This window comes from Enterobacter sp. UCD-UG_FMILLET, assembly GCF_000762975.1.
Classification (GTDB): domain Bacteria; phylum Pseudomonadota; class Gammaproteobacteria; order Enterobacterales; family Enterobacteriaceae; genus Enterobacter; species Enterobacter dykesii.
Window position 1 is genome coordinate 154,456 of record NZ_JRJC01000008.1, and the last position, 13,543, is coordinate 167,998.

At 56.7% G+C, this 13,543-nt stretch carries 11 protein-coding genes and 1 other annotated feature; of the genes, 7 read left to right on the forward strand and 4 right to left on the reverse strand.

Annotated elements, in window-relative coordinates; genetic code table 11:
* Positions 1-7 precede the first annotated feature (7 nt).
* Positions 8-3,154, reverse strand: a complete 3,147-nt coding sequence (gene acrB / locus LA04_RS03305) for a multidrug efflux RND transporter permease subunit AcrB (RefSeq protein ID WP_047650452.1) — start codon at positions 3,152-3,154, stop codon at positions 8-10.
* A 22-nt stretch (positions 3,155-3,176) separates the two neighbouring features.
* Positions 3,177-4,370 (reverse strand): multidrug efflux RND transporter periplasmic adaptor subunit AcrA, encoded by a 1,194-nt coding sequence (gene acrA, locus LA04_RS03310; RefSeq protein WP_029741963.1) that lies wholly within the window; start codon positions 4,368-4,370, stop codon positions 3,177-3,179.
* Between the two features lie 141 nt (positions 4,371-4,511).
* On the opposite strand from acrA, the gene acrR reads away from it, so the two are divergent.
* Positions 4,512-5,165 (forward strand): multidrug efflux transporter transcriptional repressor AcrR, encoded by a 654-nt coding sequence (gene acrR / locus LA04_RS03315; protein WP_023310602.1) that lies wholly within the window; start codon positions 4,512-4,514, stop codon positions 5,163-5,165.
* 113 nt (positions 5,166-5,278) lie between these two features.
* Positions 5,279-8,626, forward strand: a complete 3,348-nt coding sequence (gene mscK / locus LA04_RS03320) for a mechanosensitive channel MscK (protein WP_047650453.1) — start codon at positions 5,279-5,281, stop codon at positions 8,624-8,626.
* A 1-nt stretch (position 8,627) separates the two neighbouring features.
* Here mscK and rsmS read toward each other — a convergent pair whose 3' ends face one another.
* Positions 8,628-8,816, reverse strand: coding sequence for a pleiotropic regulatory protein RsmS (gene rsmS / locus LA04_RS03325; RefSeq protein ID WP_047650454.1), 189 nt, complete (start codon positions 8,814-8,816; stop codon positions 8,628-8,630).
* Between the two features lie 14 nt (positions 8,817-8,830).
* Positions 8,831-9,358, reverse strand: coding sequence for a primosomal replication protein N'' (gene priC, locus LA04_RS03330; RefSeq protein WP_047650455.1), 528 nt, complete (start codon positions 9,356-9,358; stop codon positions 8,831-8,833).
* A gap of 50 nt (positions 9,359-9,408) precedes the next feature.
* Here priC and LA04_RS03335 point away from each other — a divergent pair, with 50 nt between their 5' ends.
* The 5 genes from LA04_RS03335 to recR all read left to right on the forward strand — a co-directional run bounded on the left by LA04_RS03335 (position 9,409) and on the right by recR (position 13,497).
* Entirely contained in the window at positions 9,409-9,786 is a 378-nt protein-coding gene (locus LA04_RS03335; protein ID WP_047650456.1) for a DUF454 family protein, read from the forward strand.
* 150 nt (positions 9,787-9,936) lie between these two features.
* Positions 9,937-10,488, forward strand: a complete 552-nt coding sequence (apt, locus tag LA04_RS03340; RefSeq protein ID WP_047650457.1) for an adenine phosphoribosyltransferase — start codon at positions 9,937-9,939, stop codon at positions 10,486-10,488.
* Positions 10,489-10,576: 88 nt separating this feature from the next.
* Positions 10,577-12,505: a DNA polymerase III subunit gamma/tau gene (dnaX, locus tag LA04_RS03345; protein ID WP_047650458.1), complete on the forward strand. Its 1,929-nt coding sequence runs from the start codon at positions 10,577-10,579 to the stop codon at positions 12,503-12,505.
* Positions 11,835-11,899: a sequence feature (DnaX frameshifting element), on the forward strand. (Overlaps the previous gene by 65 nt.)
* Positions 12,506-12,559: 54 nt before the next feature.
* Positions 12,560-12,892, forward strand: a complete 333-nt coding sequence (locus LA04_RS03350; protein WP_003858972.1) for a YbaB/EbfC family nucleoid-associated protein — start codon at positions 12,560-12,562, stop codon at positions 12,890-12,892.
* Entirely contained in the window at positions 12,892-13,497 is a 606-nt protein-coding gene (gene recR / locus LA04_RS03355) for a recombination mediator RecR (RefSeq protein ID WP_021241628.1), read from the forward strand. Before LA04_RS03350 ends, recR begins: the two co-directional genes overlap by 1 nt.
* Positions 13,498-13,543 lie beyond the last annotated feature (46 nt).

Consider the following 13,543-nt stretch of genomic DNA (forward strand, 5'->3'; position numbering starts at 1 on the left):
ACCGGTATCAGTGAGGTTCTACCGAATGACTGTGTTCAACATCTTCATTCTTGCGGCTAAAGCGGCGGCGAACCACCACGAAGAACACCGGTACGAAGAAGATAGCCAGTACGGTCGCGGTAACCATACCGCCCATCACGCCTGTACCTACCGCGTTCTGCGCGCCGGAGCCCGCACCGGAGCTGATAACCAGCGGCAGTACGCCGAGGATGAACGCCAGCGACGTCATCAGGATTGGGCGCAGACGCATACGAACCGCTTCAAGCGTCGCCTCAATAAGACCTTTACCTTCTTTCTCCATCAGATCTTTGGCGAATTCAACGATAAGTATCGCGTTCTTCGCCGACAAGCCAATGGTTGTCAGCAGGCCTACCTGGAAGTAAACGTCGTTGGTCAGTCCACGGAACGTTGCCGCAAGCAGCGCTCCGATAACCCCAAGTGGAACCACCAGCATAACGGAGAACGGAATCGACCAGCTCTCGTACAGCGCCGCCAGACACAGGAAGACCACTATCAGTGAAATGGCGTACAGAGCAGGGGCCTGGTTACCGGACAGACGTTCCTGATAGGACATACCGGTCCAGTCATAGCCGATACCCGAAGGCAGTTTGCTTGCCAGTTCTTCCATCAGGTTCATGGCTTCACCGGTGCTTCGGCCCGGTGCGGCCTGACCCAGGATTTCCATCGATGGCAGACCGTTATAGCGTTCCAGACGCGGCGAACCGTATTCCCAGCGTGAGGTTGAGAACGCCGAGAACGGGACCATCTGACCATTGCTGCCGCGCACGAACCAGTTGTTGATATCGTTAGGCAACATACGGTACTGCGCCTCTGACATCACGTACACTTTCTTCACGCGACCGCGGTCGATGAAGTCGTTAACGTAGCTACCGCCCCAGGCTGCGCCCAGCGTGGTATTGATGTCACTGATGGATACGCCCAGCGCCTGGGCTTTCTCCTGGTCGATATCGATCTTGTACTGCGGCGTATCTTCCAGGCCGTTTGGACGCACGCCGACCAGCAGGTCAGGGTGTTTAGCGACTTCACCAAACAGCTGGTTACGCGCCTGCGTCAGCTTCTCGTGACCCAGGCCACCCTGGTCAATCAGCTGGAAGTCGAAGCCGGTCGCGGTACCCAGTTCAACAATCGCTGGCAGGTTAAAGGCGAAGACCATCGCATCTTTAATCTGCGAGAAGGTGCCCATTGCACGGCCGGTGATGGCTTCAACCTTGTTCTTTTCGCCCGGACGTTCAGACCAGTCTTTCAGAGAAACGAAGGCAATACCGGTGTTCTGACCACGACCCGCAAAGCCAAAGCCGTTAACCGCAAATACGGACTCAACGTTGTCTTTCTCTTTGGTGAGATAGTAGTCCGTCACTTCATCCAGCACTTTCTGAGTACGCTCTTGCGAAGCACCCGCCGGAAGCTGTGCCATCGTCAGGAACACGCCCTGGTCTTCATCTGGCAGGAACGAGCTTGGCAGACGAACGAACAGGAAGGCCATGCCCACCACGATGATGATATAGAGCAGCAGGTAACGACCGGTGCTGCGCAGGATGTTGCCCACGCTGTCGGTGTAGTGATGCGTGCTCTTATCGAACATGCGGTTAAACCAGCCGAAGAACCCTTTGTGCTCGCCGTGACCGCCTTTCTGAATAGGCTTCAGCATGGTGGCACACAGCGCAGGCGTCAGGATCAACGCCACCAGCACCGACAGCGCCATCGCGGAAACGATGGTAATGGAGAACTGGCGGTAAATCGCACCGGTGGAGCCCCCGAAGAAGGCCATCGGGATAAATACCGCAGACAGCACCATCGCGATACCGACCAGCGCGCCCTGGATCTGACCCATTGATTTACGGGTCGCTTCCTTCGGCGGCAGACCTTCCTCCGCCATGACACGCTCGACGTTCTCGACCACGACGATGGCGTCATCAACCAGCAGGCCGATGGCGAGCACCATCCCGAACATTGTCAGGGTGTTTATCGAGTAGCCAAATATCGACAGGATCGCAAAGGTCCCGAGCAATACCACCGGCACGGCAATCGTTGGGATAAGCGTCGCGCGGAAGTTTTGCAGGAACAGGTACATGACCAGGAAGACGAGTATGATCGCTTCAACCAGCGTCTTAACCACTTCGTGAATCGAAATTTTAACGAACGGCGTGGTGTCGTACGGGTAAACGATTTTCAGACCTGACGGGAAGTAAGGTTCCATCTTCTTCAGCTCTGCGCGGATCGCCGTGGCGGTGTCCAGGGCGTTCGCGCCTGTCGCCAGTTTGATACCCAGACCGGAAGCCGGTTTACCGTTAAACTTCGCGATGATGTCGTAGTTCTCACCGCCCAGTTCAACTTTCGCCACGTCGCGCAGGCGAACCTGCGAACCGTCCTGATTCACTTTCAGCAGAATTTTGCTGAACTCATCGGCAGAGGTCAGACGGGTCTGCGCGATGATCGAGGCGTTAAGCTGCTGGCCTTTCACCGGCGGTGTACCGCCTAACTGACCGGCCGCTACCTGGGCGTTCTGCGCTTTAATTGCGCTGATCACGTCAACCGGGGTTAGCTGGAAGTTGTTCAGCTTGTTCGGATCCATCCAGATACGCATCGCGTATTGGGAACCGAACAGCTGCACGTCACCCACACCGGAAGTACGGCTGATGGCGTCCTTCATGTTGGCGCCCACGTAGTCGGAAATATCCTCCTGCGTCATGGTGCCGTTGGTGTTGATAACGCCGACAACCATCAGGAAGCTACTGGACGATTTCTCGACGCTCACACCCTGCTGTTGTACTTCCTGCGGCAGCAAAGGCATTGCCAGCTGCAGTTTGTTCTGCACCTGAACCTGCGCGATGTCAGCATCCGTACCTGACTGGAAGGTCAGGGTGATCTGCACCGTACCGGTGGAGTCACTGTTTGAGGACATGTACATCAGATTATCGATACCGTTCATGTTCTGTTCGATAACCTGGGTGACGGTGTCCTGCACCGTTTTCGCATCAGCCCCCGGGTAGGTTGCGGAAATTGTCACCGCCGGTGGCGCAATCGTTGGATATTGCGCGACAGGCAGCTTCAGGATCGCAAGTCCCCCGGCCAGCATGATGATTATGGCGATCACCCACGCAAATATGGGGCGATCGATAAAGAAATTAGGCATGTCTTAACGGCTCCTGTTTAAGTTAAGACTTGGTTTGTTCTGACTGGCCAGCGGCCGAAGCTTGTTGTTTATCGTCAGATTTCACTTCCTGTGCTTTAACCTGCGCGCCAGGACGAACTTTTTGCAAACCAGTAACAATCACGCGATCGCCATCTTTCAGACCTTCCGTCACCAGCCATTTATCGCCAATCGCCTGGGTGGCGGTGATATTGCGCGTTTCGACTTTGTCATCAGCCCCAACAACCAGCGCGCTCGCATCGCCGCGTGGCGTACGGGTCACACCCTGCTGTGGAACCAGAAGTGCGGTTGGATTCGTTCCTTCTTCCAGACGCGCGCGAACGAACATACCTGGCAGCAGATTTTTGTCAGGGTTCGGGAAAATCGCACGTAAGGTGATGGAACCGGTGGTCTGGTCGACCGTCACGTCAGAGAATTCCAGGGTACCTTCCTGCGGGAACTTAATACCGTCGTTGGTAATCAGCTCCACTTTGGCTTTGCCGTTTTCCTGTTTCAGGGTGCCGTTTGCCAGCTCCTGTTTCAGGCGCAGGAAATCGTTGCTGGACTGCGTCACGTCAACGTAGATCGGATCAAGCTGCTGCACGGTTGCCAGCGCATTGGTCTGACCGTTCTGCACCAGCGCCCCTTCCGTGACGGAAGATTTACCAATGCGACCGCTGATAGGGGAGGTCACTTTGGTATAGGCCAGGTTAATGCGCGCGGTTTCGACGGCCGCTTTGGCTGCCACCACGGCCGCGTTAGCCTGCTGTGCATCTGCCAGGGCGGTATCGTAATCCTGTTGGCTGATGTACTTGGTACCGAGCAGCTTTTGGTAGCGGTTCAACGTCAGCTGAGCAATTTTGGCCGCGGCCTGTGCTTTCGCCAGGTCACCTTTCGCACTTTCATAAGAGGCCTGATAGGTTGCTGGATCAATCTGATACAGAGACTCACCGGCTTTCACATCACCACCTTCGGTGAAGTTACGCTTCAGGATAATGCCGCTGACCTGAGGACGCACTTCCGCAATGCGGTAAGCATTGGTACGGCCTGGTAATTCGGTGGTAATTTGTAGAGGTTCAGATTTGAGCGTCACGACGCCTACTTCTGGCGCCTGCTGAGCTCCTTGTTGAGCTGGTTTGTCGTCACATCCTGTTAGCGCTAAGCTGCCTGAGAGCATCAGAACGACCGCCAGAGGCGTTAACCCTCTGTTTTTGTTCATATGTAAACCTCGAGTGTCCGATTTCAAATTGATCAAGGGTCCTGAGTCTAAAAACCCATTGCTGCGTTTATATTATCGTCATGCTATGGTACATACATTCACAAATGTATGTAAATCTGACTCCTGTAAATTCACCCACCTATGGCACGAAAAACTAAACAACAAGCGCTGGAAACCCGACAACACATTCTGGATGTGGCAATACGTTTGTTCTCGCAGCAGGGTGTTTCATCCACCTCGCTGGCGCAGATTGCTCAGGCTGCCGGTGTGACGCGAGGAGCGATTTACTGGCATTTTAAAGATAAGTCAGATCTGTTCAGTGAAATCTGGGAGCTTTCAGAGTCCAGCATTAGCGATCTCGAGAGTGAGTATCGGGCAAAATTCCCTGACGATCCACTCTCAGTATTGAGAGAAATATTAGTATATATCCTTGAAGCAACGGTAGTTGAAGAACGTCGCAGATTAATGATGGAGATTATATTTCATAAATGCGAGTTCGTGGGCGAGATGGCGGTGGTGCAGCAGGCGCAACGCAGCCTTAGCCTGGAGAGCTATGATCGTATTGAACAGAATCTGAACCTGTGTATGCAGGCAAAATTATTACCGGCCAATCTCTTGACCCGACGGGCGGCAATCCTGATGCGCAGCTACATTTCAGGTCTGATGGAAAACTGGCTTTTCGCGCCGCAATCCTTTGACCTTAAAGAGGAAGCCCGCAGCTACGTGGCGATTTTACTGGAAATGCTACAGCTCTGCCCCACGCTGCGCAGCGACGCGCCTTCGCTAACGGCCTGATCCCTCTCCAGGATTTATCTCAGAGGATAACGTTCGCGCTATTCTGCTTTCAGCGAGCGTGATATTCTTCACGCCGGACTATTTTCGGTCATCTTCTGACATCATTCACAACTATGCTGCCCATCAATCGCTCGCAACATCCTGTTTTTGCATTGCTCTTTGCGATGCTGTTTTTCTTCGCTACGGCGCCGCTGACCTGGGCCCGCGCCGATAACAGCAACGATATTCCCTCGCGCGGCGATGTTCAGTCGCAGCTCGACACGCTGAACAAACAAAAAGATCTCTCTCCTCAGGAGAAACTCGTCCAGCAGGATCTGACGGAAACGCTGGAAACGCTGGATAAAATTGAACGCATCAAAGCAGAAACCGTCCAGCTTCGTCAGAAGGTGGCGCAGGCGCCTGAAAACATGCGTAAGGCCACCGATGCGCTGAATGCCCTCAGCGATGTGGATAACGACGACGAGACGCGCAAGACGCTCTCGACGCTCTCCTTACGCCAGCTGGAGTCCCGCGTCGCGCAACTGCTCGACGATCTGCAAACCGCGCAGTCGGATCTCGCTACCTATAACAGCCAGCTTGTCTCGCTGCAGACCCAGCCCGAGCGCGTGCAAAACGCGATGTACGCCGCGTCTCAGCAGCTGCAGCAAATCCGCAACCGTCTGAACGGCACGACGGTCGGCGAAGGTACGCTGCGCCCGACGCAGCAAACCCTGCTGCTGGTTCAGCAGACCTTGCTCAATGCGCAGATCGAACAGCAGCGTAAAAGCCTGGAAGGGAACACGGTGCTGCAGGACACGCTGCAGAAACAGCGTGATTACGTGACGGCGAATATTAATCGCCTCGAACACCAGCTTCAGCTGCTGCAGGAAGCGGTTAACAGCAAACGCCTGACGTTAACGGAAAAAACCGCCCAGGAGGCCGTATCGCCGGACGAAACCGCCCGCATTCAGGCGAATCCGCTGGTGAAACAGGAGCTCGAGGCCAACCACCAGCTGAGCCAGCGCCTGATACTGGCGACGGAAAACGGCAACTCGCTGGTTCAGCAAAATATCAAAGTGAAGAACTGGCTGGATCGCGCGCTGCAGGCTGAGCGCAACATTAAAGAGCAGATTGCGGTCCTGAAGGGCAGCCTCCTGCTGTCGCGTATTCTCTACCAGCAGCAGCAGACGCTCCCGTCCGCCGATGAGCTGGAGGACATGACCAATCGCATCGCGGATTTACGTCTGGAACAGTTTGACGTCAACCAGCAGCGCGATGCCCTTTTCCAGAGCGATACCTTTGTCGCCAAAATTGAAGAGGGGCATTCCAGCGACGTGAACCCGGAAGTGCACGACGCGCTGCTCCAGGTCGTCGATATGCGTCGCGAGCTGCTGGACCAGCTCAACAAACAGCTGGGCAACCAGCTGATGATGGCCATTAACCTGCAAATCAACCAGCAGCAGCTGGTGAGCGTCTCGAAAAGTCTGCAGGAGATCCTGACCCAGCAGATTTTCTGGGTGAACAGCAACAAACCGATGGACTGGGACTGGGTCAAATCCTTCCCGGAGACGTTGAAAACACAGATTAAGAGCATGAAGATCACCGTAAACTGGGAGAAAGCCTGGCCTGCGGTAATGATTGCTTTCCTGGCCGGTTTACCGTTGCTGCTGATTGCCGGCCTGATCCGCTGGCGTCTGGGCTGGCTGAAAAAATATCAGGAGAAGTTGGCCTCCGAAGTGGGGCAGTTGCGCAACGATAGCCAGCTCCACACGCCAAAAGCGATTCTTATCGATCTCATCCGCGCCCTGCCGGTGTGCCTGATTATTCTGGCTGTGGGGCTGATTCTGCTCACCATGCAGCTCAACGTCAGCGATCTGCTGTGGGCGTTCAGTAAAAAACTGGCGCTATTCTGGCTGGTGTTTGGCGTGTGCTGGAAGGTACTGGAAAAAGACGGCGTGGCGGTGCGTCATTTCAACATGCCTGCGCAGCTGACCAGCCACTGGCGTCGTCAGATCGTGCGCATCAGCCTGGCGCTCCTGCCGCTGCACTTCTGGTCGGTTGTCTCTGAGCTTTCTCCGCTGCACCTGATGGATGACGTGCTGGGCCAGCTGGTCATCCTGCTGAACCTGCTGCTGATTGCGATCCTGATGTGGCCGATGTGCCGCGACAGCTGGCGTGATAAAGAGTCCCACAATATTCGTCTGGCCACCGTGACGGTGCTGGCGATCATTCCGCTGGCGCTGATGGTGCTGACGGCAACGGGCTACTTCTATACCACGCTGCGCCTTTCCGGGCGCTGGATTGAAACGGTCTATCTGGTGATCGTCTGGAACCTGCTCTATCAGACCGTGCTGCGCGGCTTAAGCGTCGCGGCCCGCCGCATTGCCTATCGCCGTGCCATCGCGCGTCGTCAGCATCAGGTGAAAGAGGGGGCCGAGGGCGCGGAGCCGCAGGAAGAGCCGACCATCGCCCTGGAGCAGGTTAACCAGCAGACGCTGCGTATCACCATGCTTGTGATGATCGCCCTGTTTGCGGTGGTGTTCTGGGCTATCTGGTCCGATCTTATTACCGTTTTCGCCTATCTCGACAGTATTACCCTCTGGCAATACAACGGTACCGAAGCGGGCGCGGCGGTCATGAAAAGCGTGACCATGGGCAGCCTGCTGTTTGCGCTGGTGTCGTCGGTGGTAGCCTGGGCGCTGATCCGCAACCTGCCAGGCCTGCTCGAAGTGCTGCTCCTGTCACGTCTGAATCTTCGCCAGGGAGCGTCCTACGCCATTACCACGATCCTCAACTACGTGATCATTATTGTTGGGGCGATGACGGTCTTTGGCTCGCTTGGCGTCTCATGGGATAAACTGCAGTGGCTGGCGGCGGCCCTCTCGGTCGGTCTTGGTTTTGGCCTGCAGGAGATCTTCGGTAACTTCGTGTCCGGCCTGATCATCCTGTTCGAACGTCCGGTACGTATCGGCGATACCGTCACCATCGGCACGTTCTCCGGTACGGTCAGCAAGATCCGTATTCGCGCCACCACCATCACCGACTTCGATCGCAAAGAGGTGATCATCCCGAACAAAGCGTTCGTGACCGAGCGTCTGATCAACTGGTCGCTCTCCGATACGGTGACGCGCGTGGTGATCCGCCTGGGCGTTGCCTATGGATCGGATCTGGAGAAGGTGAAAGAGGTGCTGCTGAAGGCGGCGTCAGAACATCCGAAAGTGATGCACGATCCGGCCCCTGCGGTCTTCTTCACCACCTTTGGGCCGAGCACGCTGGATCACGAGCTGCGTTTATACGTGCGCGAGCTGCGCGACCGCAGCTATACGGTGGATGAACTCAACCGTTCTATCGATCGTCTGTGTCGTGAAAACGATATTAATATCGCCTTCAACCAGCTCGAGGTTCACCTGCGTAACGAGAAAGGTGATGAGCATACGGAAGTGAAGCGCGACATTAAGGGTGACGATCCGACTCCGGCGTAATCTATTTTTTTCCCTCTCCCTGTGGGAGAGGGTTAGGGTGAGGGCAACAGGCCTTCACCTTTGCTTCAAAATCCCGCCGCACGATGTCCAGAGCTTTAAGCACCGTTTCGGCGGGGATCTCATGATTCTCCAGCAGCATAATCAAATCGACGGCCAGCTTGACCTCATCGGGTGCATTTTCCAGTGACATGGGTGTGGCTCCTGTTAACGGGTCAAACGTTCAATGACGCGCTCAATCTCATCCAGCGCCTGACGGCAGCGGACGATACGTCCTTCCAGCGCGCTAATCTCGCGCATCAATAGCTGCTGCTCTTCCAGCGTTTCACTGTTGTTCAGCCGCGTCTCGCGCTCGCGCTTCATCTCAAACAGCCTACGTTCAAACTCCTGGTTCTCCAGCCGCTTGCGCTGCCATTTACCGAGCCCCGGCGAGGCGCTGTCCCAGGCGCGCAGCGGCCAGGCGGCGATTTCGCGATGCAGAGCGGTGATCTGCTCTGTGAGATGCTCTGCGAGCCACGCCACCTGTTCCTGCTGTTCACTCTCAACCGCATGGCGAAGCTCGTCGAGGTTGGTCTGCGCTTCCGCCAGATAATCCTGAATGACGGTGCTGCGGGCACGAAAAAGCTGCCGGTCAAAGCGCGGTTTCAGCGTGGCGTGCCCCATCAGCGGTGTAGCCTGCTCCCGCAGAGCAATGAGCTGATTTTGCAGCCTCTCAAGAAGCAGTGCTGTTTTCAAGGCGCTCTCCAGTGGTAAAGTAGCCGTTCAGTTTGATAACGATTCGCATTATGAAGCGTACTATTTTAATCATCATTGGCTGGCTCGCGGTAGTGCTTGGCACGCTGGGTGTGTTTTTACCCTTGCTGCCGACCACCCCGTTTATCCTGCTTGCGGCCTGGTGCTTCGCCCGCTCGTCGCCGCGTTTTCACCACTGGCTGCTCTATCGCTCGTGGTTTGGCGGCTATCTGCGGCACTGGCAAAAACACCGGGCCATGCCGCCCGGCGCGAAGCCGCGCGCGATCGCGGTGATCCTTACCACCTTCGCTATTTCATTATGGCTGGTGAAAATGATGTGGGTACGCATTCTGCTGCTGGCGATCCTCTCCTGCCTGCTTATCTTCATGTGGCGGATCCCCGTGGTTGATGAAAAGCAACAAAAGCACTGAAGCCTTATCATGGCTGTTGCAATTATTGCGCACAGCCAGTAAATTCGACCGTTTTCGAGCACAGGTGCGCCTGGTCAAAGGTTAAACAATTGTTGCCTTGGCCGACTCGTTGCGCGCTGTGAGTAACACTGTTTCATTTAGGCAAAACCGATGACCGCAACTGCACAGCAGCTTGAATATCTGAAAAACAGCATCAAAAGCATCCAGGACTATCCAAAGCCTGGCATTCTTTTCCGTGATGTCACCAGCTTGCTGGAAGACCCGAAAGCGTACGCGCTCAGCATTCAACTGCTGGTCGAGCGTTATAAAAACGCCGGGATCACCAAAGTAGTAGGTACCGAAGCCCGTGGCTTCCTGTTTGGCGCACCGGTTGCGCTGGCAATGGGCGTGGGTTTTGTGCCGGTGCGTAAGCCGCGCAAGCTGCCGCGTGAAACCATTGCTGAGAGCTATGAGCTGGAGTACGGCACCGATCAGCTGGAGATCCACGTTGACGCGATCAAGCCTGGTGACAAGGTGCTGGTGGTCGACGATCTGCTGGCAACCGGCGGTACCATTGAAGCGACCGTGAAGCTGATCCGTCGTCTGGGTGGGGAAGTGACCGACGCGGCCTTCATCATCAACCTGTTCGATCTCGGCGGTGAACAGCGCCTGGAAAAACAGGGTATTACCAGCTACAGCCTGGTGCCTTTCCCGGGCCATTAATCCCGGTTTTCACAACCTCGCTCAATGGGTGAGGTTGTGATAGCATTCCCCTCCATAAATTCACCTTCCAGCGTTGCAGAGCCTGCCCATGAGTTATCAGGTGTTAGCCCGTAAATGGCGACCACAAACCTTTGCTGACGTTGTCGGTCAGGAACATGTGCTGACGGCCCTGGCGAACGGCTTGTCGCTAGGTCGCATCCATCACGCCTATCTTTTTTCCGGCACCCGCGGCGTCGGTAAGACCTCTATTGCCCGTTTGCTGGCAAAAGGTCTTAACTGCGAAACCGGGATCACCGCCACGCCGTGCGGCGTGTGTGATAACTGCCGGGAGATCGAGCAGGGGCGTTTTGTCGATCTGATCGAGATCGACGCCGCCTCGCGCACCAAAGTGGAAGATACCCGCGATCTGCTCGATAACGTGCAGTACGCCCCGGCGCGCGGTCGCTTCAAGGTCTACCTGATCGATGAAGTGCACATGCTGTCGCGCCACAGCTTTAACGCCCTGCTGAAGACTCTGGAAGAGCCGCCCGCGCACGTGAAGTTCCTGCTGGCGACCACCGATCCGCAAAAGCTGCCGGTCACGATTTTGTCACGCTGCCTGCAGTTCCACCTGAAGGCGCTGGACGTTGAGCAGATCCGCGCTCAGCTTGAGCACATTCTTGATGAAGAGAAAATTGTCCACGAACCGCGCGCCCTGCAGCTGCTGGCCCGCGCGGCGGACGGCAGCCTGCGTGATGCGCTCAGCCTGACCGACCAGGCGATTGCCAGCGGTGACGGCAAGCTCTCCACCGAGGCGGTCAGCACCATGCTCGGCACGCTGGATGACGATCAGGCGCTGTCGCTTATCGAAGCGATGATTGCCGCCAACGGCGAACGCGTGATGTCGCAGGTGAATGCGGCCGCTGCCCGGGGTATTGAATGGGAAGGGCTGCTGGTCGAGATGCTCAGCCTGCTGCACCGCGTGGCGATGCTGCAGCTTTCTCCGTCCGCCATCGGCGCGGATATGGCCGCTATCGAACAGCGGATGCGTGAGCTTGCCCGCACCGTGCCGCCTGCCGACGTGCAGCTGTACTACCAGACGCTGCTGATTGGCCGCAAAGAGCTACCGTTCGCGCCGGACCCCAGAATGGGCGTTGAAATGACGCTGCTGCGCGCGCTGGCGTTCCACCCGCGCATGCCATTGCCGGAGCCAGAAGTGCCGCGGCAGTCTTTCGCGCCGGTCGCCCCTACGGCGGTGATGTCGCCGCAGCAGGTGCCACCGCAGCCGACACCGCCGCCGCAGCAAAACGTGCCGCTGTCGGATGCCACCAGTTCGGTGCTTGCCGCACGCAGCCAGCTGCAGCGTGCCCAGGGAGTAACCAAACCAAAAAAGAGTGAACCGGCAGCGCCTGCAAGAGCGCGGCCGGTGAACAACGCCGCGCTTGAACGACTGGCCTCGGTAACGGAGCGCGTGCAGTCGCGTCCTGCACCGTCCGCGCTCGAGCAGAAAGCCCAGGTGAAAGAAGAGGCTTACCGCTGGAAGGCAACCACCATCACCGAAGAGGTGAAGGAAGTGGTCGCCACGCCGAAAGCGCTGAAAAAGGCACTGGAGCATGAGAAAACGCCGGAGCTTTCCGCGAAGCTTGCCGAAGAGTCTATTGCGCGCGACGCCTGGGCCGCCGAGGTCAGCAAACTCCAGCTGCCGAAGCTGGTTGAGCAGGTTGCGCTGAATGCCTGGAAAGAGCAGGACGGCAATCAGGTGCGTTTGCACCTGCGTCCGGGTCAGCGGCACCTCAATTCTCCTGGCGCGCAAAAGGCGCTGGCGGAGGCGCTCACCGCATTACAGGGGGCGCCGGTTGAATTGACTATCATTGAAGATGATAATCCGGCAGTGAAAACGCCGCTCGAGTGGCGCCAGGCTATTTATGAAGAAAAGCTCGCGCAGGCGCGCGAGGCGATTATTGCGGATAACAACATTCAGACCCTGCGCCGGTTCTTCGACGCCGATCTGGATGAAGAGAGTATTCGCCCCATTTGATCGTGAGTCTGACTTACGGTTGTAATCCTTAAACGTGAAAGAAGAGAGAAGCCTATGTTTGGTGGAAAAGGCGGTCTGGGTGGCCTGATGAAGCAGGCTCAGCAGATGCAGGAAAAAATGCAGAAGATGCAGGAAGAGATCGCTCAGCTGGAAGTCACGGGTGAGTCCGGTGCCGGTCTGGTCAAAGTGACCATCAACGGTGCGCACAACTGCCGTCGCGTGGAAATCGACCCGAGCCTGCTCGAAGACGACAAAGAGATGCTGGAAGATCTGGTTGCAGCCGCGTTTAACGATGCCGCTCGCCGTATCGACGAAACTCAGAAAGAGAAAATGGCCTCTGTTTCCAGCGGTATGCAGCTGCCGCCTGGCTTCAAGATGCCATTCTGATGCAAACCAGTCCGCTGCTCACGCAGTTAATGGAAGCACTGCGCTGCCTGCCGGGCGTTGGCCCGAAGTCGGCGCAGCGCATGGCGTTTACGCTATTGCAGCGCGACCGCAGCGGCGGGATGCGCCTGGCGCAGGCTTTAACCCGCGCCATGTCAGAAATTGGTCACTGTGCGGATTGCCGTACTTTTACCGAGCAGGACGTGTGTAACATCTGTATGAACCCGCGTCGTCAGGAGAACGGTCAGATTTGCGTGGTGGAGAGTCCGGCGGACATCTACGCCATCGAACAAACCGGGCAGTTTTCCGGCCGCTACTTCGTGCTGATGGGGCATCTCTCCCCGCTGGACGGTATTGGCCCGGATGATATCGGTCTTGACCGCCTTGAACAGCGTCTTGAGTCCGAAACCATCAAAGAGGTGATCCTCGCCACCAACCCAACGGTGGAAGGGGAAGCAACCGCCAACTACATCGCCGAACTGTGCTCGCAGTACGGCGTTGACGCCAGCCGCATCGCCCACGGCGTGCCGGTGGGTGGCGAGCTGGAGATGGTCGACGGCACTACGCTGTCGCACTCTCTGGCCGGGCGTCACAAGATTATTTTCTGACCAAACGGAGGCTGCGCGCGCGGCCTCCGCTTGAAAATCTCCCCCC